This is a genomic window from Phenylobacterium sp., assembly GCF_035944335.1.
In the GTDB taxonomy this organism is placed as follows: Bacteria; Pseudomonadota; Alphaproteobacteria; order Caulobacterales; family Caulobacteraceae; genus Phenylobacterium.
In genome coordinates, this window is record NZ_DASZBG010000043.1 from 22,949 (window position 1) to 44,261 (window position 21,313).

The following is a 21,313-nucleotide window of genomic DNA, read 5'->3' on the forward strand; positions in this document are numbered from 1 at the left end:
CGTCCCAGGGAACGCAAAGAACCGCGCGCCGGGGGACCGGCGGCGGATCGGACCGCTCTGGCGATCCCGTCTCGATGCCCGTCGCGGGCGTTGGACCCTCAGGCCTTGGTCTTGACGATCGCTCCGGCCGCGTAGTCGGCGGCGGCGTACATGCGCACCACCTCTTCGCGAGGCAGTTGCAGCACTACGTCGCCGGTGCGGCGGTCGATGGTCTTGTAGATGAAGATCCCGCTGGCCTGATCCTTCTCGATGACCAGCCGCAGATCGGCGACGTCGTCCTGCATCATGGCGGCGTCGGAGGTCGGCGCAGGCGGCGCCGGCGACGGGGTCACCGCCGCGATGGGGCCCAGGGTATCGAGGGCGAGCTTGGTCTCCATGACGCATCCGCCCCCCGACGGATCGGATGGGGCGGCTCCTCTTGCGAAGGAACGGCGGGGAGGTTTCCCTCCCCGCCGCCGATGGAAGCCTACGGACGCGCGCGAGGCGCGTCCGCGAAGCCTTATCGGAAGAGGCCGAGCAGGATGCCCGTCGATTGGTTGGCGATCGACAGGGCCTGCACGCCGAGCTGTTGCTTGGTCTGCAGGGACTGCAGGTTGGCGCTTTCCTGAGCCAGGTTGGCGTCGACCAGGTTGCCGATGCCGGCGTTCAGGCTGTCCTGCAGCTTCGACACCAGGGTGGTCTGGTTGTCGATAGCCTTGGAGTCCACGCCGAAGCCGGACAGACCTTGCGTCACCGACTTGATGGCCGCGTCGATCTCGGTCAGGGCGCTTTTGGCGTTGGCGCCGGTGCCATCGGCCCAGTTGCCCTTGCTGGTCACGGTGTCGACCGAGGCGACCGTGGACGGAGCCACGACCGTACCGGCGACGGTGGTCAGCGAGGTGGTGAACAGGGTGGCGGCGTTCAGAGAGTCGTGCGCCGAGGTGATCTTGATCCCGGCGTCGGCGGAGCCGATGGCCGAGATGGCGCCCGTGGAGGCGTCGATCAGGTTGACGCCGTTGAAGCCCGCGGACGCGACCACGTTCGCATAGCTCTGACCGAGCTTGGCGAATTCGTTCTCGTACTGGGTGCGGGAAGCGTCGTCGATACCGGCGTCAGACGCGGCCAGAGCCTTGGCGCGCATCTGGTTCAGGATGTCGGTCATCTGCGAACCGGCCTGCAACGTCGTGTCGAGAACCGACTTGCCGTTGTTCAGGGAGTTCGTCACCGCGTCGAGCGAGACGGATTGCGCCTTCTCGGTCTGCGCGATGGCCCAGATGGCGCCGTTGTCCTTGGCGCTGGCGATCTTCAGACCGGTGTTGATCCGGTTCTGAGTGACGCTGAGCTGCGTTTGGGTCGCAGCCAGGTTCTGCAGCGCCGTCATGGCGGCGACGTTGGTGTTAATGGAGTTCATAGCCATCGGAGGCTGTCCTTCTTCTCAGGTCCGGACGTCTTTCTGGCGCCGGGGGCTTTTTGCCCGATGGCCACTAAGCACCGGCCACCCTTGACGGCAGGTTAAAGCTCTGCCGTCCGAGACGAATCACTGGGAAAAAAGCGCTGGCAGCGCCGATTTTGATCGGCATTTCCTGCCCACCCTGGCCCGGACCGCCGGACCGTTTCGCGGGCCGCGCCAACGAAAAACGCCGGCCAGCCGGCCGGCGTCGCGTCTCCCGGACATGGACATCCTCAAGCGGCGGCGGATGCCTCGCCGCGGGGTTCCAGGCCTTGCATGATCATCTTGTTGACGTCGATCAGCGGCCCGAACTCCGCCTCGTTGCGCATGATCGCGCTGGTGTGGCGGTTCACCCACAAGCTGAGCGAGATGATGTTGGCCCGCAGGGGGGCCGGCAACTGGTTGCCGTTGGAGGCGCAGTCGGCGGCCAGCACCGACCACAGGCGTCGGTTCCAATCGAGCGCGTCCATGCGGGCGCCGATCTCCAGGGCCTCGGTCTCCGAGGCCGTCATCAGCGCTCGGGTGACCTGGCCGAACAGCCGGTACTCGATGTCCCGGGGGGACTCAGCCCGCGCGGCTGCTTGCTGGTACGCCTGTACCGACATTACCCAACCTCTCGTCTTCGTACTCGATCAATCGCCGGCAAAGCATGAGAGCCTTGTAGTACTCGCCGGACATGCACAGCTTCGAGATATCGACGCATTCCACCAAGACCTTCGGGTTGCTGATGGCGCCCATGAACTCGGTCAGGCGCTGCGCGAACTCGTGGTAGTAATTCTGGGCCCCCGCCTCATCGAGGTACATCATCATCACCGGGAAGTAGATGCGGCGGGCGGGCGTCTTGGCGTCCTCCTGCTGCATGATGTCCTTTTCCCGCAGGACGGAAGCCTTGTTCTGCAGGACGAGGACCCCCCGGCGATCGCCATTCTGGACGACAGCCCCGTTGAGGACGAACTTCTCTCCCGGCTTCAGCGACAGTTTGAGCGGCACGTCGGCTCCTGACCTTTCACAGCTGCGAACCGTCCTCCTCGATTCGCCTGGAGCCCCATTGTCGCTCTCCTGAGGTCCCGACGCACCCACGCATACCCGTGCACTCGTTAACGCCGCCTTGCACGCCCCGAGGTTGCAGATCGCAAGAATGCTCGGCGGAACGCCCATCGGCCCCGAGGGTTGAGCCTCCAGACGCGTCGCGCGGGCGCGCGCAAGGAGGTCCGTCATGCCTGGCTCGAGCTACGACACCGATTCCGAAGGCGATCCCCAGGATCAGGCCGAGACCTTCGACGAGAGCAATGTGGTCGGCGGCGAGGGCGACAGCGCGCTGGACTTCGAGGCTCCGGTCAGCCCGGCCTCGGAGATGCGCACCTTCGAGGAGCTGCCGGACGTCGAGGACGTGACGAGGGCGGTGGGCGATGCCGACGACGACGCGGCCGTGGCCCTCGACGCCGACGAGTTCGACGAAGACGCGATCACCGACAACGACCTCGAGGAGGACGACGAGCTCGACTATCACGCCGCCACCGAGGAGCGCGAGGACGACCTCGACGGCCAGGGTCCGGAGGACGGCTTCAACGAGGACCGCCTCGACACCCGCAGCGAGATCGACGGCCTGGCGCAGGATGTGGAGGACGCGGACCAGGTGACCGGCGGCGAGGACGACGTCTCCAACTTCCAGTCCAAGGGCCTCGACGACGACGACCTGCAGCGCCTCGGCTATTCCGACGCCGAGGGCCGGGCCAAGCCCTGACCGCCCGCCATTCCCATCAAGGCAGGGGCAGGAACGCGCTTGCATGTCGCGCGCCTGTCCGTAGTCTGGCCCCGAGTTGAACAGTTGTTCGAATGCGGGCGCGCCGCCCGCCGGGAGCCGGAATGAGCCAGCGTTTTGAAGGCACGGAAGACTACGTCGCCACGGAAGACCTGAAGGTCGCGGTCAACGCCGCGATCGCGCTGGAGCGGCCGCTGCTGATCAAAGGCGAACCCGGCACCGGCAAGACCGTGCTGGCCTACGAGATCGCCAAGGCGCTCGATGCGCCGCTGATCACCTGGCACATCAAGTCGACCACCAAGGCCATCCAGGGCCTCTATGAATATGACGCCGTCACCCGCCTGCGCGACAGCCAGCTCGGCGACGTGCGGGTCAAGGACGTCAAGAACTACATCAAGAAGGGCAAGCTCTGGGAGGCCTTCGAGAGCAAGAAGCGCCCCGTCCTGCTGATCGACGAGATCGACAAGGCCGACATCGAATTCCCCAACGATCTCCTGCAGGAGCTCGATCGGATGGAGTTCTACGTCTACGAGACCAACGAAACGATCGCCGCCAAGGTGCGGCCGATCGTGCTCATCACCTCGAACAATGAGAAAGAGCTGCCCGACGCCTTCCTGCGCCGCTGCTTCTTCCACTACATCCGTTTCCCGGACGCCGAGACGATGAACGCGATCATCGACGTCCACTATCCCAACATCAAACAGAAGCTCGTCGCCGAGGCGATGCGCATCTTCTACGACATGCGCAAGGTGCCCGGCCTGAAGAAGAAGCCCTCCACGTCGGAGCTGCTGGACTGGCTGAAGCTGCTGATGGTCGAGGACATCGGCGAGGAAGCATTGCGGGAAAAAGATCCCACCAAGCTGATCCCGCCGCTGCACGGCGCGCTGTTGAAGAACGAGCAGGATGTCCACCTCTTCGAACGCCTGGCGTTCCTGGCTAGGCGCGAAGGCACGGCGGGCTCGCGGCCCGGGCAGTAACAGCGCACCTCGCCGTTACATCGAATTCACTCGCTTTCTTCAGGGGCTCCGATCAGATTCAATACGAATTTGACGGAGCCCTCTTCATGCGCCTCTTGGCTTTCGCTGCTGTCTCGGCCCTCGCGCTCGGCGCCTCGGCCTGCGGGCCGCGCATCGACTACGCCCATCGCACCTCCCTCGACTGCCCGGACCGGCAGGGCGAACTGCGACGCACCGGGGCGGCCGCCGACGGCAAGAGCTGCACCTATGCGTCCAACGAGGGCGCCGAGATCGCCCTTCAGCTGACGCCGGTGAACGGCGACGCCGGCGCCACGCTCAGCGCCCTCGAGACGAGCCTCGTGGGACCTGCGACGCCCGAGGCGTCCGGCGCGCCGAAACCGCCCGCCCCGCCCGAGGCTCCGGCCAAGCTCGCGCCACCGGCGCCGCCCGCGCCGCCGGCTGGCGGCGGCGACGCCGCCCAGGCCGCCCGCGAGGCCAGCGCCGACGCCGGCGGCTCGGGCGGCTCCGACTGGAACGCGGGCGACAAGCATGTTCGCGTCGTGGGGGTCGGCGGCGGCGATGAGCACGCCCACGTCAACTTCCCCGGCCTGCACATCGACACCGAGGGCGACAGCGCCAAGATCGACGTCGCCGGCGTGCACATCGACGCCAACGACGAGAACGCCACGGTGCATGTGGTGCGCGACGTGCGGCTGCGCGGCCAGGGCTTCTCCCGCGAACGCAACGGCCTTCGCGCCACCTTCATCGCCAAGCGGGAGAACATGCCCGACGGCTATCGCTTCGTGGGCTACCAGGCCTCGGGCCCCAAGGCCGGGCCCCTGACCATCGCCGTGGTGAAGTCGCGCGACGAGATCTTCGACGGCGGCCGGCTCTATCGCGACATCCAGCGCCTGGTGCGCCGCAACGGCGGGGCCTAGGTCGCGGGCTCATAAATTATCGAGGGCCGAGCATGCCGATCGTGCCGAGCCACTGTTCCACCAGCTTCGGCCAGCTGCCGACCGGCAGGTGGGTCGCGCGCAATCCGAACGCATGGCCACCTTGCGCGTAGGCGTGCAGCTCGACCGGGACACCCGCTTTCTTCAGCGCCATGTAGTAGCTCAGCGAATCTTCGATCTGGTCCACATGATCATCCTCGTTCTGCAGGAGGAACGTTGGCGGCGTTTGGGCCGTGACGTGGCTTTCAATGAGCGGATTCAGCGCGATGCTGTTCTTCGCCATCGACAGGTGCCCGGGATAAACAGCAATGGCGAAATCCGGACGGCTGCTCAGCTGGTCCGCGGCGTCCACTCGCGGGTAAAGTCGAGCTTCGAAGTATGTGCTCGCCTCCGCCACCAGAAACCCGCCCGCTGAAAAACCGATCACCCCGACCTTGTGAGGGTTGATCCGCCACTGGGCGGCGTGAGCGCGCACCAGCCTCAAGGTTCTTTGCACGTCCTCCAACGACGGTAGTGAGAGAGAATGGTTGTGAGGGCGGCAAGCGCATTGCCAGACATAGGGGATGCTCGGGACGCGGTATTTCAGCAGTACGCAGGTGATGCCGCGCGAGGACAGCCAGTCGCAAATCTCCGTGCCTTCCAGGTCCATGGCCAGGCCTTGGAAGCCGCCCCCCGGGATGACCACGACTGCAGTCCCAGTGGCATTCGTGCGTGGAGCGTAGACCGTCAGCGTGGGCCGGGCGACGTTGGTCACCCCGCCTTGCTTGGCGGTTTCCGGGCCCGGCATTGATGGCTGGTCGGGCGGCGTTCCCGGCCAGATCGGAACTTGCGTGTGCCCTGGCGAAGACTGCCAGGCGGTTGGCTCGGCGCGAACGGCGGTCCCGCAGCAGACCAACGTCAGAAGGCATCCCGCCAGCGCGAAAATCTGGCGGAAACCGGCGCGTCCAGGCGGGCGAGCGAACTCGCTATTGACGACCCGGCAAACCGGCGTAGGCCCTCCCCTTCGCTGATGCGAGAACCTCATCCCAGGATAGGGGCAGAGCGACGGTCGTTTGTTTCGGTCCCCCATCGCAAATGATAAGAACGCGATAGCTGACCTCACCCCGCCGGCTGGACCTCGACGACCTTGTAGGTCAGCGGACGGCCGTCCTCGTCCGTGACGGTGACGTATTCGCCCACGGCGAAGCGGTGCTCGCCCAGCCGATAGACCGGCTCGTCGTCGACCACCTCGGTGTCGTCGTAGTCGAAGAACCAGCGCTGGCCGCGGCGCGCCAGCCGGCCGTCGACCGGATCCTCGTCGGGGGAGAAGCGGCGCACCAGGCAGCGCTCGCGGCTCTTGGAATAGGCGCCCTCGTCCAGGCGGCCTTCGCCGGTCAGCGGCGCGGTGAGCGCATAGCCGCGGTGGTCGTCGCCCCCGGAGAATTCGGTGCCGGGATTGCGGGCAAGCCGCATCACGATGCGCGACAGGGACATGGGTCTTCCTCTTTGAACTAATGAGACAAGAACAACGACGGATGGTCGGAGTTCAACAGCGTCCGTGTCGTTCCCCCGAAGATGAATTCCTGCAACCGCGGATGGCCGAAGGCGCCGGCCACCAGGATGTCGGCCCCGGCCCTCTGGGCAGCGTGCAGCAGCACAGGGGCGGCGTCCCCGCTCTCGGGCAGCAGCTCGATCTGCGCCTTCACCCCGCGGGCGGCGTAGTAGGCCTGCAGCTTGGCCGGATCGAAGCTGCGCGAGCTGGCCTTGGGCGCGGCCAGGATCACCGCCGTCTTGGCCTTCTCCAACAGCGGCAGGGCCAGCCGCGCGGCGCGCGAGGCCTCCTTGCCGCCGTCCCAGGCGACCACCACACAGCCGCCGACCTTCAGCCCTTCCCGCGCGATGAGGACAGGCCGCTGCTCGTCGGCCAGCACCTGCTGGAACGCCTCGCCGAGGGGCCCGCGTCCGCGCGCCGGATCGTTGGTGAACACCACCACGTCGGCGAGTCGGGCCTCCGCCGACAGCCCCGCCCACACCGGGGTCTGCAGGCTGACGAACTGCTTCTTGGCGTAGCCGCAGGCGTCCATCACCTCGCGGGCGTGCTTCTCGCCGGCCTGGGCGGCTTCCTTCAGGGATTCCAGGGCCGTGGTCTGCACGCCGCCCATGAAGCCCTCGCCCATCCAGGGCATGACGTCGGCCACGTCGGCGGGGGTGTAGACGCCCGACAGCTCCGCCCCGAACGGCTTGGCCAGCGCCACCGCGGCCGCCATGGCCGCGCGGTCGCCCTGTCCTCCGGAAAGCGGCGCCATCACTCGTGCCCAGCTCATCGCCTGTTCCTTCGCGTGACCTTTCGATCCAAGACCCTATGCTCGCATTGATCTTTGTCAGGGCCTGCGTCAGTTCCTGCAGACGACTGTGGAGGTAATGCGCCGGTGAGGAAAGGGCTGCGTCGTTCGAAGGCTGAGCCGCGGGCCTGGCAACGCATGCTTTCCGGCCGCCGCCTCGACCTGCTCGACCCCTCGCCCATGGACATCGAGATCGAGGACATCGCCCACGGCTTGGCCCGCGTCGCGCGCTGGAACGGCCAGACCACCGGCGAGCACGCCTTTTCCGTCGCCCAGCACTGCATGGTGGTCGAGGAGATCATGGCCCACATCCGGCCCGACGTGGCGCCGCGATGGCGCCTGGCCGCCCTGCTGCACGACGCCCCGGAATATGTGATCGGCGACATGATCTCGCCGTTCAAGGCCGCGCTGGGCGTCGACTACCGCACCTTCGAGGACCGGCTGGAGACCGCCATCCACGTCCGCTTCGGCCTGCCCGCCAAGACGCCGGCGGAAATCAAGGCGCTGATCAAGCAGGCCGACCGCGCCAGCGCCTTCTTCGAGGCCATCCAGCTGGCCGGTTTCGAGCCTCACGAGGCGCTGGACTTCTTCGGCGCGCCGCCGGCCGGCTATGCCCTGCACATCGAGCCGCAGCCGGCCTCCATCGCCCAGGAGCGCTACGTCCACCGCTTCAACCTGCTCTCCGAGGCGGCGGGCTACAGCGGCGCGGTCGACGTCGCCTTCGACACGGAGTAGCGGCCCGTGCCCGAGACCGTCCCGAAGACCGTCCGTGGGGCCGTCCCGCAGACCATCATCGTCTGCGGACTGGCCGATGTGGAGCCGCTGATCGCCGCGCGCCGGCCCTCGCACATGATCACCCTGCTCGATCCCGCCAGCATGATCGAGACCCCGCCCGGCGTCGCGCCGCATCGGCACCTCAAGCTGGGCGTCAACGACATCGTCGAGCCGATGGAGGCGATGATCGTCCCCGACGAGACCGTGGTCGGCGCCATCCTGGCGTTCGGCGCCACCTGGGACGGCGCAGATCCCATGCTGATCCACTGCTGGGCCGGCATCAGCCGCTCGACGGCGGCCGCCTTCCTCCTCGCCTGCGCGCGCAGCCCTGATGTCGACGAGCGCACCATCGCCCAGGCGCTGCGCCGCGCCGCGCCGCACGCCTCGCCCAACCGCCGGATCGTGGCGCTCGCCGACCAGCTGATGGGCCGCGGCGGGGCGATGGTGGAGGCGGTCGAGGCCATGGGCGAATACGACTACGCCGCCGCCTGCCCCTTCGACTTTCCGATCGGCGCCCCGGTCGCGACGCCTGGTCGCCGCGCATGACGCCGCCCTCGCCCAGCCCCGCGGTGGTCATCGGCCTCTCGGCCGTGGTGGTAGCCGTCCAGGACGGCGAGGCCGTGGTGCTCACCGTGCGGCCGCCCGACGCCGAACTGGAGGGCCTGCCGTTCGGACCCTTCGATCCCGGCGGCCACCGCACGTTCGAGCTCGCCATGCGGGCCTTCGTGACCCAGCAGACCCGCTTCAACCTCGGCTACGTCGAGCAGCTCTACACCTTCGGCGACAAGGGCCGCGACGCGCCCATCGCCGACATGGGGTCCGGCCCGGCGGCCTCCCGGGTCATTTCCGTCGGCTATCTGGCCCTGGCGCCGGCCGCCGTCGACACCCACGCGCCGGACAGCCAGTGGCGGCCCTGGTCGCGGTTCTTCCCCTACGAGGACTGGCGCGAGGGCCGGCCGGCCGCCCTCGACCCCATCGAGCAGGCCCTGCGCGCCTGGGCCGAACAGGCGCGCGACGCCGCCCACCGCATGGCCCGCGCGCGCCTGGCCTTCGCCCTCGACGGCGCGCCATGGAACGAGGAGCGCGTGCTGGAGCGCTATGAGCTGCTCTACGAGGCGGGCCTCGCCCAGGAGGCGGCCCGCGACCGCGCCGACACCGCCGCCCTGCCCGCGGCGCTGGCCGCCGCGGTGGGCGAGCCGATGTTCTCCGACCACCGCCGCATCCTGGCGACCGCGGTCTCGCGGCTGCGCGGCAAGATCAAGTACCGCCCGGTGGTGTTCGAGCTGATGGGCGAGGCCTTCACCCTGTCGGCCCTGCAGCGGGCCGTGGAGGCCATCGCCGGCGTCCCACTGCACAAGCAGAACTTCCGCCGCGCGCTCGAACGCGCCGAGCTGGTGGAGGGCCTGGGCCGCATGGACGCCGACACCGGCGGCCGGCCCGCCGAGCTGTTCCGCTTCCGGAAAGAACTGCTGAGCGCGCGGCCGGTCTCGGGGCTGAGCCTGCCGTTGCTGAGAGACTAGGCGGCGCGCTTCGCCTTGGGCGTCTCCGCCCGCTCCGCCTCCCACCGCGCCTTGATCGCAGCGCTGGTCTCGCGGCTGCCGTCGGGGCTCCAGCCGGGCGGGCCGAGCAGCCAGCCCAAGGCGTGGCGCGGCGACCTCACCAGGTCTTGGGCGATCGCGATCCACTCGTGGAAGGCGACGCGGACGATATTGAACGTGCCGAGGTTTTTCACGATCCCGTAGCGGCACGGCTCTTCGTCGAGCTCGGGCTGGAAGCTGCCGAACATGCGGTCCCAGACGATCAATATGCCGGCGTAGTTGCGGTCCAGGTAGCGCGGGTTCCTCGCATGGTGCACCCGGTGGTGCGAGGGCGTGTTGAAGATCGCCTCGAACCAGGGCGGCAGGCGCCGGATCGTCTCGGTGTGGATCCAGTACTGGTAGACCAGGCTGACGCCCTTCTCGATGGCCACCATGGCCGGTGGGAAACCCAGCAGGGACAGCGGCAGCCACAGCAGCCATGTCCCGGCGACGCCGCCCGTCCAGGTTTGCCGCAGCGCCGTCGAGAGATTGTAGTGGGTGCTCGAGTGGTGGTTGACGTGGGCCGCCCACCAGATGCGCCGCTCGTGGCTCAGCCGGTGGAAGACATAATAGGTCAGGTCCTCCAACAGGAAGACCGCCACCCAGGCCCAGATGGCGTTCATCGGGATGGTGAACAGGCGGTGCTGATAGACCCACAGGCTGGCCGCGAAGGTGACGCCGGCGATCAGCACCCCGGCGATGGTCGAGCCGAGGCCCAGCGTCAGCGAGACCGCCGTGTCCCTCACCTCGTAGCGCGCTTCGACCTTGTTGAGGCGGGCCAGCACGATCTCCAGGATCACCGTGGCGATGAAGAACGGCGTGGCCAGGGTGACCGGATCGAAATTCGTCATGCGGCGAGGTCGGCCGGCGGCCAGGCCGGCAGCACGATCACCGCCTTGGGGGCGGCGACATCGGCGAGGTCGATGGTGATCTGGCCGTCGCGGAAGGCCGCCGACAGGGCCTGGGCCCAGGGGATCTGGCGGCCGATATAGGCGTCGCCGACCCGGCAGAGCACCAGGGCCGAGGCGCCCGATCGCGCCAGCGCGCCCGCGCCGTCGGTCGCCACCCACAGCTGGTCGACCGTGCGGCCGGGGAACTCCTCGGAGAGGTAGAAGCGGGCGGTCCGGTCATCCAGCGGATTGAGCGGCCGGGCGATCCGCGCCCAGGCCGCCAGGCCCACCAACGCCGCCACCGCGGCGCCCGAGGCCGCCACCTGGATCAGGAAAGCTTGGCTCAGCACCGATGTGATCCTCCGCCCGCACTGTCGCGAGCGCCGGGCCCCGCGGTCAAGGAAAAGCCCTCCCCGGCGCTCCGCAGGTGAGCGACGGAAACCGGCGGCTTCGCCTTGGTTCTACGGCGAGGCGGTCGCGGGCCGCGCCCTGTTGCGTCGCGGCCACATCGCCCGATGACGCTTCGGCCACGCGTGCTATCACTCCGGCTCGTCAGTAGGAGGTTCCAGCTTGCCGGATGCCGTGATCGCCGCGACGGGCCTCTACACCCCGCCCCAGAGCCTCTCGAACGCCGAGCTGGTGGAAACCTTCAACGCCTATGTCGAGCGCTTCAACGCCGCCAATGCCGAGGCCATCGCGGCCGGGCGCATCGGGGCGCTGATCCCCTCCTCCGCCGAGTTCATCGAGAAGGCCTCGGGCATCAAGTCGCGTTTCGTGGTGGACAAGTCCGGCCTGATGGACCCCGAGCTGATGCGCCCGGTGATCCCGGAGCGGTCGAACGACGAGCTCTCCATCCTGGCCGAGATCGCCGTCGAGGCGGCCAGGGACGCGCTGGCCCGCTGGGGCAAGCCCGCCAGCGAGATCGGCGCGGTGATCTGCGCGGCGTCGAACATGCAGCGCGCCTATCCGGCCATGGCCATCGAGGTGCAACAGGCGCTGGGCATCGAGGGTTTCGCCTTCGACATGAACGTCGCCTGCTCCTCGGCGACGTTCGGCCTGAAGACCGCGGCGGATTTCGTGGCCTCTGGCTCGGCGCGGGCGGTGCTCATGGTCAATCCGGAAATCTGCTCGGGCCACCTGAATTTCCGCGACCGCGACAGCCACTTCATCTTCGGCGACGTCGCCACCGCGGCCATCGTCGAGCGGGCGGATCAGCCTGTGCAGGACGGCCATGACGCCGGCTGGGAGATCCTCGGCACGCGGCTGAAGACCCAGTTCTCCAACAACATCCGCAACAACTTCGGCTTCCTGAACCGCGCCGCGCCCGAAGGCGTCGGCCAGAAGGACAAGCTGTTCACCCAGGAGGGCCGCAAGGTGTTCCGCGAGGTGGTGCCGATGGTCTCCGACATGATCGTCGAGCATGCCCGCGACATCGGCGTCGACCCGAAGGGGCTGAAGCGCCTGTGGCTACATCAGGCCAACATCAACATGAACGAGATGATCGGCCGCCGCGTGCTGGGCCGCGAACCGGCGCCGGGCGAGAACGTCATCATCCTCGACGAATACGCCAACACCTCCTCGGCCGGCTCGATCATCGCCTTCCACAAGGCCAACGACGACTTCGGCGCCGGCGACACAGGCCTGATCTGCTCGTTCGGAGCCGGCTATTCGGCGGGGACCGTGTTCGTCCGGAAGCGGTGACCAACGCGGTGTCATCCCGGTTTTGGCCGCAGGCCAAAGACTGGGACCCCTTGCGTCGATGTCTCAGGACCGTGCGCCGCGGCGCCTGCTCCACGATCAGGAGCTGAGGGTCCCGGTCTTCGCTTCGCGAAACCGGGATGACACTCCGAACTATGAACCCGCCTTCGGATGCGCCGCCTTCCACTCCATCGCGCGCTGCACGCGGCTGCGCACGGAGGGGTGGTCGTAGAAGATGATCTCCTCCAGCCGGCCGGGCGAATCGTAGCGGTACTCGATGGTCTTCACGAGCGCCTTGGAGAGCCCGTCGGGTTCGTTGAAGTGGGTGAGCGAGAACTGGTCGGCCTGGCTCTCCTCGACGCGGCTGATCGAGTTCACGATCGGCGTCGAGAGCACGCCCAGAATGGCCAGGATGATGGCGATCACGGGATAGCCCGCCGGGTCGGCCAGGCCCGTCACCCCGCTCGCGCCGGCGAGCCTGGCGGTGAGCGGAAACAGGCGATCGACCAGGAACATGCCGGCCATGGCCAGGAGCCCGAAGGCGAGCGCCAGCACGTAGAGGTGGTCCATCACATAGTGGCCCATCTCATGGCCCACGACGCCCCGCACCTCGGCCAGGTCCGCGTCCTTCTTGAACATCACGTCGCTCATGGCGATCCGGGCCGTGCCCATGACGCCCGCGACGTTGGCGGTGTAGCGGTTGGACTGCTTGGAGCCGTTGTAGATGTAGATCTTGTCGTAGGGGACGCCCACCTGCTTGGCCATGGCGACCACCTCGTCGCGCACGGCGCCGGGCGGGGCCGGCGTATAGGTGTTGAACAGCGGCTCGATGACGATGGGCTGGGCCACGTTGAGCGCCAGGAAGGCCAGGCCCACCAGCACGCCGCCCCACAGCCACCAGCTGCGCGGCGCACGCCGGATCAGGAAGTAGAGGCCGCTCGCCAGGATCGCCGTCAGCACCACCGCGATGGCGGCCCCCATCAGATGCTCGCCGAACCAACCGCCGAACGCCTGGCTGGTCAGGCCATAGCTCTTCTCGCGCCACCAGCCGGCATAGACGTCCCAGGGCAGGCCCAGCACCGCCTCGACCACCGCGTCGACCGCGATCACCGCCACGACGGCGAGCCAGGGCCGTGGCCTGGTCCGCTCGACGCCCTGGCGCACCCGCACCAGGATCCCGGAGCGCAGCACGATCCAGGCGACCAGAACCGCCACCACCGCGCCCCACAGGATCAGCCAGTGGCCGCCCTGGGTGTAGGCCTTGGCCTTCTCGTGCAGCGCCGGCGGCAACTGCGCCAGATAGGCGGCCGTCGCCGCGACCGGATCGAACGCCTGAGCCATGAGAATCCCCCCGAACCCTTTTGCCGAGGAGGCCCCTCGCGGCGCCGCTTGTCACGTGGAAAAGCGGTAATGCGGCGCGCGCCCTAGAGCGCCTTCTCCAGCACCACGAAGTCGAGATCGGGCCGCAAGGCCGTGCCGACCTCACGGTTGTCATAGGGAAACGGCCGCGTCTCGCCGGTAGCGGCGTAGCCGCGGCGCTCGTACCAGGCGATCAGGCTGTCGCGCAGGCCGATCACCGTCATGCGGATGCGCCGCGCGCCGGCCTTCGCGGCCCAGGCCTCGGCCTGCGCCAGCAGGGTGCGGCCGAGCTGGCGGTCCTGCAGGTCGGGCCTGATCGTGAGCATGCCGAGGTACCAGGTCTCGCCGTCACCCACCGGCTCCAGCCAGACACTCCCCAGCGGCGGCGCGCCCTCGGCGTCCTTCAGCACCAGCAGTTCGCCGCCCGGCGTCGCGGCCAGGTCGCGGGCCAGGCTTTCGGCGGAGGTCCGCTGGCCCTCGATGTAGTCGGCCTCGGTGGTCCAGCCCTGGCGTGAGACGTCGCCCCGATAGGCGGAGTTGACGAGGGCGGCGATGGCGGCCAGCTCATCGGGCCGCGCGCGGTGCAGGCTGGCCAGGGCCTAGCGGTCCTTCTCGCGCTCGCCGATGGCGGCCTGGGCGGCGGCCAGGCGCGCGATCGGCACGCGGTAGGCCGAGCAGCTCACGTAGTCGAGGCCCACGGACTCGCAGAAGGCGATGGAGGCCGGGTCGCCGCCGTGCTCGCCGCAGATGCCCAGCTTTACGTCAGGCCGGGCCGCGCGGCCGCGCTCGGCGCCGATGCGGATCAGGTCGCCGACGCCCTCCTGGTCGATGGTCACGAAGGGATCGCGCTCGAAGATACCCTTCTCGATGTAGGCGTTGAGGAAGCGGCCGCTGTCGTCGCGGCTGATGCCAAAGGTCGTCTGGGTCAGGTCGTTGGTGCCGAAGGAGAAGAACTCGGCGTATTGCGCGATATCCGCCGCCCGGATCGCGGCGCGAGGCAGCTCGATCATGGCGCCCACCTGGTAAGCGATCTGGCAGCCCGTCTCCTCGATCACCTGCTTGACCATCCGGTCAGTGAGCTCGCGCAGGAACTTCATCTCTTCGCCCTTGGCGACCAGGGGATGCATGATCTCCGGGATCGGCGCAGCCTTGCCGGAGGCGACGATCTCGCAGGCCGCCTCGATGATGGCGCGCACCTGCATCTCGTAGATCTCCGGATAGGCGACCCCCAACCGGCAGCCGCGGTGGCCCAGCATGGGGTTCACCTCGTGCAGCTCCTGGGCGCGGCGCAGCAGTTTCTTGGCGTCCAGGCCGGTCGCCTCGGCGACCGCCGCCACATCCTCCTCGGTGTGCGGCAGGAACTCGTGCAGCGGCGGATCGAGCAGCCGGATGGTGACCGGCAGGCCCTCCATGATCTGGAACAGCTCGACGAAGTCCTTGCGCTGCATGGGCAGGATCTTGGCCAGCGCCGTCACCCGGCCGGCCTTGTCGTCGGCCAGGATCATCTCGCGCACCGCGGCGATCCGGTCGGGATCGAAGAACATGTGCTCGGTGCGGCAAAGCCCGATGCCCTCCGCGCCGAACTGGCGCGCCGTGCGGGCGTCCAGCGCGGTCTCGGCGTTGGCCCGCACCTTCAGCCGGCGCACGCCGTCGGCCCAGCCCATCAGGGTCGCGAAGTCGCCGGAAAGCTCCGGCTCGATCATCTTCACCGCGCCGAACAGCACCTCGCCGGTCGAGCCGTCGATGGTGACGATGTCGCCTTCCTTAAAGGTCCGGCCGCGGGCCCGGAACTCCCGGCCCTTCAGGTCGATGTGAATCTCGCCGGCGCCCGAGACGCAGGGCCGGCCCATGCCGCGCGCGACCACCGCAGCGTGGCTGGTCATGCCGCCGCGCGCCGTGACGATGCCGCGGGCCGCGTCCATGCCGCGGATATCCTCCGGCGAGGTCTCCTCGCGCATCAGGATCACCGCTTCGCCGGAACTGCCCAGCCGCTCGGCGTCCTCGGCGGTGAACACCACCTTGCCGGTGGCCGCGCCCGGCGAGGCGGGCAGGCCGGTGGCGATCACCTCGCGCGGGGATCCCGGATCGATGGTCGGGTGCAGCAGCTGGTCGAGGCTGGCGGGCTCGACCCGCATCACCGCTTCCTCGCGGGTGATCAGGCCTTCGCTGGCGAGGTCGACGGCGACCTTCAGGGCGGCCTTGGCGGTGCGCTTCCCGTTGCGCGTCTGCAGCATGTACAGACGGCCCTTCTCGACCGTGAACTCGATGTCCTGCATGTCGCGATAGTGCTGCTCGAGCTTCTCGACGACGGACTTGAACTGGGTGAAGACGTCCGGCAGCGCCTCTTCCATGGAGGGCTGCTTCTCGCCCATCTCCTCGCGGGCGATCTTGGTCAGGGCCTGCGGGGTGCGGATGCCGGCCACCACGTCCTCGCCCTGGGCGTTGATCAGGAACTCGCCGTAGAGCCGGTTCTCGCCGGTGGACGGGTTGCGTGTGAAGGCGACCCCGGTGGCCGAGGTCTCGCCCATGTTGCCGAACACCATGGCCTGGATATTGACCGCCGTGCCCCAGCTCTCGGGGATGTCGTGCATGCGGCGATAGAACTTCGCCCGGTCGTTCATCCAGCTGGCGAAGACGGCGCCCACGGCGCCCCAGAGCTGGGCCTGCGGGTCCTGCGGGAAGGCCTCGCCCAGGTCCGACTGGACGGCGCGCTTGTAGTCGGCGACCACGGCCTCCCAGTCCTCGGCGCCGAGCGCGGTGTCGACGGTGACGTCGAGCCGGTCCTTATGCTCGTCGAGGATCTCCTCGAACATGTGGTGGTCGAGGCCGAGCACCACGTTGGAATACATCTGGATGAAGCGGCGATAGCTGTCGAAGGCGAAGCGGCGGTCGCCGGCGAGCTTGGCGAGGCCCTCCACGGTCTCGTCGTTGAGGCCGAGGTTCAGCACCGTGTCCATCATGCCGGGCATGGAAGCCCGCGCGCCGGAGCGCACCGAGACCAGCAGGGGATTGGCGGGGTCGCCGAAGGTCTTGCCGGTGATCTGCTCGACCTGCTTCAGGCCCTCGGCCGCCTGCGCCTGCAGTTCGGCCGGATAGGTGTTCTCGTTGGCGTAGTAGAAGGTGCAGCACTCGGTGGTGATGGTGAACCCCGGCGGCACCGGCAGGCCGAGCGAGGACATCTCCGCCAGGTTCGCGCCCTTGCCGCCCAACAGGTTCTTCATCGAGGCGTCGCCGTCGGCGCGCCCGCCGCCGAAGGTATAGACCCAACGCGTCTTAACCGCCGTGTCGACAGCCATCATACCTATCCCGTAACCTGACCGAAATCCGCGACCCGCCCCATGGCGTCGCGCACGCCAGCCAAAAGCCGCAGGCGGTTCTCGCGTTCCGCCGCAACCTGCGAGTTCACTAGCACCTTGTCGAAAAACGCGTCCACGGGCGCCCGCAGCGCCGCCAGCTCGCGCATGGCGGCCGCGAAGTCCTCCGCCTCCAGCGCCTTGCCGATCTCGATCTCGGCGTGGCCCAGGGCGTTGACCAGCCCGGCCTCTTCCGGGGGCGCGCCCGCCATCTCCACCGGCGCGCCGGTGGGCAGCTTGCCCTTCTTCTCCTCGGCCTTGAGGATGTTCACCGCCCGCTTGTAGCCGGCCAGCAGGTTCGCCCCGTCCTCGGTCTGCAGGAATTCGCCCAGCGCATTCACCTTCAGCACGATGCGCACGATGTCGTCGTCGCCCAGCGCGAAGACCGCGTCCACCAGGTCATGCCGCTGGCCCTGCTCGCGCAACAGGACCTTCAGCCGGTCAGCGAAGAAGGCCACCAGCTCGTCGCTGACGAACCTGCGCAGCGGCAGTCTCGTCCGCGATTGCAGCAGGATGCGGATCACGCCCAGCGCCGCGCGGCGTAGGGCGTAGGGATCGCGCGATCCGGTCGGCTTCTCGTCGATGGCGAAGAAGCTGATCAAGGTGTCCAGCTTGTCGGCCAGCGCCACGGTCGCGGCCACCGCCTGCACCGGCACGTCGTCGTGCGGGCCCTGCGGCTTGTAGTGGTGGCGGATGGCGTCGGCGACTTCCGGGTCATAGCCCTGGGCCTCGGCGTAGTAGCCGCCCATGACGCCCTGCAGCTCGGGGAATTCGCCGACCATGGCCGAGACCAGGTCGGCCTTGCACAGCGCGGCGGCCACCTTGGCCCAGGCCCGCGTCTGGGCGTCGTCGCGAACGAACGGCGCGATCTGCTCGGCCAGCGCCTCGATCCGCGCCGCCCGGTCGGCCATGGAGCCGAGCTTGGCGTGGAAGGTGACGCCCATCAGCTTGGCCAGCTGGTCGGTCAGCGCGACCTTCTTGTCCTCTTCCCAGAAGAACCGGGCGTCGCTCAGCCGCGCCGAAAGCACCCGGGCGTTGCCGGCCGCGATCGCCTTGCCGCCATCCTCCGCCTCGATATTGGCCACGGTGATGAAGTGCGGGACGAGGAAGCCGGTGCGGGCGTCGCGCACGGCGAAGAAGCGCTGGTGCACGCGCATGGAGGTGCGGATCACCTCCGGCGGCAGGTCGAGAAAGCCCGCGTCCATGTCGCCCAGCACCGGAGTCGGCCATTCGGCGAGACCGGCGACCTCGTCCAGCAGGCCCTCGTCCTCCACCAGCTCGAAGCCGCGCGCGAAGGCGAGGGTCCGGGCGGCATCCATGATCCGCTCCTTGCGCTCCTCCGGATCGAGCACGACGAAGTGCTTGGCAAGCCCGTCCTGGTACTCGTCGAAATCGCGCGCCTTGAAGGCCTGGCCAGAGCCCATGAACCGGTGGCCGCGGGTGGTCTCGCCGCTGTCGACGCCCTCGATGTTGAAGGCCACGACCTCGCGGTTGAAGACGCAAAGCACGCCGTGCAGCGGCCTCACCCAGCGCAGGGTCCCGCTCCCCCAGGTCATCGACTTGGGCCAGGGGAAGGCCCGCACGATCTGGTCGACCATCGCCGCGACGATGTCCGGCGTCGGCCGGCCGGGCCGATCGATGTGGGCGAAGTAGACCCCGTCGCGCTCGGTGAGCTGGTCGCGCGTCAGCCCGGTCGAGCGCAGGAAGCCCTCGATGGCCGGGTCGGGCGACCCGACGCGGGGCCCCTTGCGCTCCTCATGCCGGTCGGGCTGGGCCAGCGGCAGCCCCTCGGCGACGAGGGTCAGCCGCCGGGGCCCCGCGAAGGTCTTCAGCGCCTCGGGGATGAAGCCCTCCGCCGCCAGCTTCTCGCGCGCCAGCCGCTCGAGGTCCTTCGCCGCCTGCGCCTGCATGCGGGCGGGGATCTCTTCGGAGAACAGTTCGAGGAGAAGCTGGGGCATCACCCGTTCACGCCTTCGTTCGCCACCCAGGCCTCGGCGCACATCCTGGTCAGGTCGCGAATGCGGCCGATGTAGCTCTGGCGTTCGGCCACCGCGATCGCGCCGCGGGCGTCCATCAGGTTGAACAGGTGGCTGGCCTTCAGCACGTGGTCGTAGGCCGGCAGCACGGTCGCCTGGCCCTGCGGCCCGCGCCCGGCCAGCAAGTGCGGCACGGTGCGCTCCATGTCTTCGAACTGCCGTTTCAGGGTCTCGACGTCATAGAGATGGAAATTGGCCTCCGACTGCTGGCGCTCGTTCTCCAGGAAGACGTCGCCATAAGTCATGGGCGCCGGGCCATCCGGATCGTTGAACGCCAGCTGCGTGAAGTGGTCGACACCCTGCAGGTACATGGCCAGGCGTTCGAGGCCGTAGGTCAGCTCGCCGGCCACCGGGCTCACGTCCAGGCCGCCGACCTGCTGGAAATAGGTGTACTGGGTGATCTCCATCCCGTCGCACCAGACCTCCCAGCCGAGGCCCCAGGCGCCGACCGTGGGGTTCTCCCAGTCGTCCTCGACGAAGCGGATGTCGTGCAGGCGGGCGTCCAGGCCGATGGCCGCCAGCGAGCCCAGATAGAGGTCCTGGAGGTCGTCGGGGTTGGGCTTCAGGATCACCTGGTACTGGTAGTAGTGCTGCAGCCGGTTGGGGTTCTCGCCGTAGCGGCCATCGGCGGGCCGGCGCGAGGGCTGCACATAGGCCGCCCGCCAGGGCTTGGGCCCAAGCGCGCGCAGCACCGTCGCCGGGTGCAGGGTGCCGGCCCCCACCTCCACGTCGTGCGGCTGCAGGATCACGCAGCCCTGACGGCTCCAATAGTCGTGCAGCTTCAGGATCAGGCCCTGAAACGAGAGCGGCTTGTCGGGCATAGGATTCGGGGCCTTCGCAGGCGCGAAAAAGGTCGGCGGACCTATAGGGCCCGCCGACCTTGGCTTCAAGCCGAACCGGCCTCAGGGCTTAGCCTGGGACCGGGGCGGGATATCAGTTGCCCTTGGCGGCCGTGTGCTTGCCGGCGTGGGACATCGGGCCGCCGTACTTGCGACGGTTCTCAGGGGTGTCGGGCACGGGACCATTGGTCGTCGTGCTGGTCGTCACGCTGGCGTTCGCCCCGTTGACGTCGGCCGAGGTGCTCGTGCTGGACGTGGTCACGCCCGTGCTCGAGCCGGTAACCGTCGTGGTGGCGCCGGTCTGGGTGTCGGTCGTGGTCGTGGTCGTGGTCGCCGACCCACCGGTGCTCGGATAGGCGGGCGCCGGGGTCGTGCTGGCGGGTTGGGCATAGACGGCGCCGGCCATCAGCAGGGACGCTGCGCCGGCGGCGGCGAGATACTTCAGGTTCATGGCTATCGGACTCCTGTCGGTCGGAACGAAAGCCCCACCCGGGCAATCTCTGTACTTAAGGCTAGTGGCCCCGCTTGGTTCCCTTCTTCTTGGCGGCGGGCGCTTCGGTTTTCGCCGGCGCGGCCGGTTCTGCGACCGGCTCTGCGGCCTGCGGCAGGGTCTCCGGAACCGAGCCTGCCTTCAGCACCTGGTCGACCACGAAGATCAAGCCGTTTGACGCCCGCACGTCGGCCTGGAGGATATCGGCCTGGTCGGCCTTCATGATCGCGCCGACGCCATCCAGCACGATCTTGCCGCCGGCGCCGTCGTTCACCGGGCCATGCGCGCCCTTGAACTTCGAACTGTCGACCTCGGCGTTGATGATGTGATGCACGAGCAGCTTCTGCAGGCCCGGCAGGTCGGCCATCAGCTTGTCGGTGGGCATGTAGGCCGCGAACGCCGCGTCGGTGGGCGCGAAGATCGTCAGGCCCTTGTTGTTCTTCAGCACCGGCGTGAGGTTGGTGGCGTTCAGCGCCTTGATCAGGGTGGTGAACTGGCCGCCGGCCTGCAGGGTCTGGATGATGTCGCCGGCCGGGGCGATGTGCACCGACTGCGCGGGCGCGGCGGCGGCGGCCGGCGCGGCCCCGGTCCCCTGGGCGACGGCGGCGGCCGTGCCCTGCACCCGGGTGTTGGCCGGCGCGTCGGTGGTGGGCTTGCCGGTCGCGGCCTGCGCCTGCGCTTGGGTCTGGGCGGTCTGCGGGGTCTGGGCCGCAGCGACGCCGAAGCCTCCGGCGGCGAGGGCGGCGGCGGCCGCGGCGGTCAGCAGGCGATTGGCGTTCATTGGGCTCCTCGAGGAGAATAGAGAAAGGCGCGCACCCCGAATTCCCCCGACGCCGGACCTGGCGGGGCTCGGCCGCACTACGCGCGGTCAAC

Annotated in this window: 23 protein-coding genes; 7 read left to right on the forward strand and 16 right to left on the reverse strand. The window is 68.6% G+C overall.

From position 1 onward, the window contains the following. Positions 1-98: 98 nt before the first annotated feature. The 4 genes from VGT80_RS08210 to flbT all read right to left on the reverse strand — a co-directional run bounded on the left by VGT80_RS08210 (position 99) and on the right by flbT (position 2,419). Positions 99-377, reverse strand: coding sequence for a flagellar protein FlaG (locus tag VGT80_RS08210; protein WP_327454669.1), 279 nt, complete (start codon positions 375-377; stop codon positions 99-101). A 122-nt stretch (positions 378-499) separates the two neighbouring features. Further along, on the reverse strand, positions 500-1,396 hold the full coding sequence (locus VGT80_RS08215) for a flagellin (protein ID WP_327454671.1): 897 nt from the start codon (positions 1,394-1,396) through the stop codon (positions 500-502). Positions 1,397-1,662: 266 nt separating this feature from the next. Further along, positions 1,663-2,034 (reverse strand): flagellar biosynthesis regulator FlaF, encoded by a 372-nt coding sequence (gene flaF, locus VGT80_RS08220; RefSeq protein WP_327454672.1) that lies wholly within the window; start codon positions 2,032-2,034, stop codon positions 1,663-1,665. Continuing rightward, positions 1,994-2,419 (reverse strand): flagellar biosynthesis repressor FlbT, encoded by a 426-nt coding sequence (flbT, locus tag VGT80_RS08225; protein WP_327454673.1) that lies wholly within the window; start codon positions 2,417-2,419, stop codon positions 1,994-1,996. Before flbT ends, flaF begins: the two co-directional genes overlap by 41 nt. 226 nt (positions 2,420-2,645) lie before the next feature. Between flbT and VGT80_RS08230 the strand changes: the two genes are divergently transcribed. From VGT80_RS08230 to VGT80_RS08240, 3 genes are all read left to right on the forward strand, one after another. Then, positions 2,646-3,173 carry a hypothetical protein gene (locus VGT80_RS08230; RefSeq protein ID WP_327454674.1) on the forward strand — a complete coding sequence of 176 codons (528 nt, stop codon included), beginning with the start codon at positions 2,646-2,648 and terminating at the stop codon, positions 3,171-3,173. A 122-nt stretch (positions 3,174-3,295) separates the two neighbouring features. Beyond that, positions 3,296-4,168 carry a MoxR family ATPase gene (locus tag VGT80_RS08235; RefSeq protein ID WP_327454675.1) on the forward strand — a complete coding sequence of 291 codons (873 nt, stop codon included), beginning with the start codon at positions 3,296-3,298 and terminating at the stop codon, positions 4,166-4,168. 86 nt (positions 4,169-4,254) lie between these two features. Further along, positions 4,255-5,085: a hypothetical protein gene (locus VGT80_RS08240; RefSeq protein WP_327454676.1), complete on the forward strand. Its 831-nt coding sequence runs from the start codon at positions 4,255-4,257 to the stop codon at positions 5,083-5,085. A gap of 16 nt (positions 5,086-5,101) precedes the next feature. Here VGT80_RS08240 and VGT80_RS08245 read toward each other — a convergent pair whose 3' ends face one another. The 3 genes from VGT80_RS08245 to VGT80_RS08255 all read right to left on the reverse strand — a co-directional run bounded on the left by VGT80_RS08245 (position 5,102) and on the right by VGT80_RS08255 (position 7,406). Next, positions 5,102-5,857 (reverse strand): alpha/beta hydrolase, encoded by a 756-nt coding sequence (locus tag VGT80_RS08245; RefSeq protein ID WP_327454677.1) that lies wholly within the window; start codon positions 5,855-5,857, stop codon positions 5,102-5,104. A 344-nt stretch (positions 5,858-6,201) separates the two neighbouring features. Beyond that, positions 6,202-6,576, reverse strand: a complete 375-nt coding sequence (locus tag VGT80_RS08250; RefSeq protein ID WP_327454679.1) for a hypothetical protein — start codon at positions 6,574-6,576, stop codon at positions 6,202-6,204. 17 nt (positions 6,577-6,593) lie between these two features. Continuing rightward, a complete protein-coding gene (locus VGT80_RS08255) occupies positions 6,594-7,406 on the reverse strand; it encodes a universal stress protein (protein WP_327454680.1) in 813 nt (270 codons plus the stop codon). Between the two features lie 105 nt (positions 7,407-7,511). Here VGT80_RS08255 and VGT80_RS08260 point away from each other — a divergent pair, with 105 nt between their 5' ends. Genes VGT80_RS08260 through VGT80_RS08270 form a run of 3 tightly spaced genes read left to right on the forward strand, consistent with a single transcriptional unit; the run spans position 7,512 to position 9,718 of the window. After that, positions 7,512-8,159, forward strand: a complete 648-nt coding sequence (locus VGT80_RS08260; RefSeq protein WP_414693899.1) for a YfbR-like 5'-deoxynucleotidase — start codon at positions 7,512-7,514, stop codon at positions 8,157-8,159. Positions 8,160-8,165: 6 nt separating this feature from the next. Beyond that, on the forward strand, positions 8,166-8,744 hold the full coding sequence (locus VGT80_RS08265) for a hypothetical protein (protein ID WP_327454684.1): 579 nt from the start codon (positions 8,166-8,168) through the stop codon (positions 8,742-8,744). Next, positions 8,741-9,718 carry an NUDIX hydrolase gene (locus tag VGT80_RS08270; protein WP_327454686.1) on the forward strand — a complete coding sequence of 326 codons (978 nt, stop codon included), beginning with the start codon at positions 8,741-8,743 and terminating at the stop codon, positions 9,716-9,718. Before VGT80_RS08265 ends, VGT80_RS08270 begins: the two co-directional genes overlap by 4 nt. On the opposite strand, the gene VGT80_RS08275 is transcribed toward VGT80_RS08270, so the two are convergent. Continuing rightward, entirely contained in the window at positions 9,715-10,626 is a 912-nt protein-coding gene (locus VGT80_RS08275) for a sterol desaturase family protein (RefSeq protein WP_327454688.1), read from the reverse strand. The two genes, VGT80_RS08270 and VGT80_RS08275, sit on opposite strands and share 4 nt — an antisense overlap. Further along, positions 10,623-11,015: a hypothetical protein gene (locus VGT80_RS08280; RefSeq protein WP_327454689.1), complete on the reverse strand. Its 393-nt coding sequence runs from the start codon at positions 11,013-11,015 to the stop codon at positions 10,623-10,625. Before VGT80_RS08280 ends, VGT80_RS08275 begins: the two co-directional genes overlap by 4 nt. A gap of 220 nt (positions 11,016-11,235) precedes the next feature. Here VGT80_RS08280 and VGT80_RS08285 point away from each other — a divergent pair, with 220 nt between their 5' ends. Further along, complete coding sequence (locus tag VGT80_RS08285; RefSeq protein ID WP_327454691.1) at positions 11,236-12,366, forward strand: beta-ketoacyl-ACP synthase III; 1,131 nt, start codon at positions 11,236-11,238, stop codon at positions 12,364-12,366. 150 nt (positions 12,367-12,516) lie between these two features. Here the strand turns inward: VGT80_RS08285 and VGT80_RS08290 are convergent, their stop codons facing one another. The 7 genes from VGT80_RS08290 to VGT80_RS08320 form a co-directional block, all read right to left on the reverse strand. After that, positions 12,517-13,704 (reverse strand): M48 family metalloprotease, encoded by a 1,188-nt coding sequence (locus VGT80_RS08290; protein WP_327454693.1) that lies wholly within the window; start codon positions 13,702-13,704, stop codon positions 12,517-12,519. 83 nt (positions 13,705-13,787) lie between these two features. Next, entirely contained in the window at positions 13,788-14,318 is a 531-nt protein-coding gene (locus tag VGT80_RS08295) for a GNAT family N-acetyltransferase (RefSeq protein ID WP_327454748.1), read from the reverse strand. Positions 14,319-14,321: 3 nt separating this feature from the next. Continuing rightward, a complete protein-coding gene (ppdK, locus tag VGT80_RS08300) occupies positions 14,322-17,018 on the reverse strand; it encodes a pyruvate, phosphate dikinase (protein ID WP_327454698.1) in 2,697 nt (898 codons plus the stop codon). Between the two features lie 5 nt (positions 17,019-17,023). After that, the gene (gene glyS, locus VGT80_RS08305; RefSeq protein ID WP_327454700.1) at positions 17,024-19,033 is read right to left on the reverse strand and encodes a glycine--tRNA ligase subunit beta; all 2,010 of its coding nucleotides are present in this window, start codon (positions 19,031-19,033) and stop codon (positions 17,024-17,026) included. Next, positions 19,033-19,932 carry a glycine--tRNA ligase subunit alpha gene (locus VGT80_RS08310; RefSeq protein ID WP_327454702.1) on the reverse strand — a complete coding sequence of 300 codons (900 nt, stop codon included), beginning with the start codon at positions 19,930-19,932 and terminating at the stop codon, positions 19,033-19,035. Before VGT80_RS08310 ends, glyS begins: the two co-directional genes overlap by 1 nt. Before the next feature lie 112 nt (positions 19,933-20,044). Continuing rightward, positions 20,045-20,401 carry a hypothetical protein gene (locus VGT80_RS08315; RefSeq protein WP_327454704.1) on the reverse strand — a complete coding sequence of 119 codons (357 nt, stop codon included), beginning with the start codon at positions 20,399-20,401 and terminating at the stop codon, positions 20,045-20,047. 61 nt (positions 20,402-20,462) lie between these two features. Further along, positions 20,463-21,221 (reverse strand): fasciclin domain-containing protein, encoded by a 759-nt coding sequence (locus VGT80_RS08320; protein WP_327454706.1) that lies wholly within the window; start codon positions 21,219-21,221, stop codon positions 20,463-20,465. Positions 21,222-21,313: the final 92 nt, after the last annotated feature.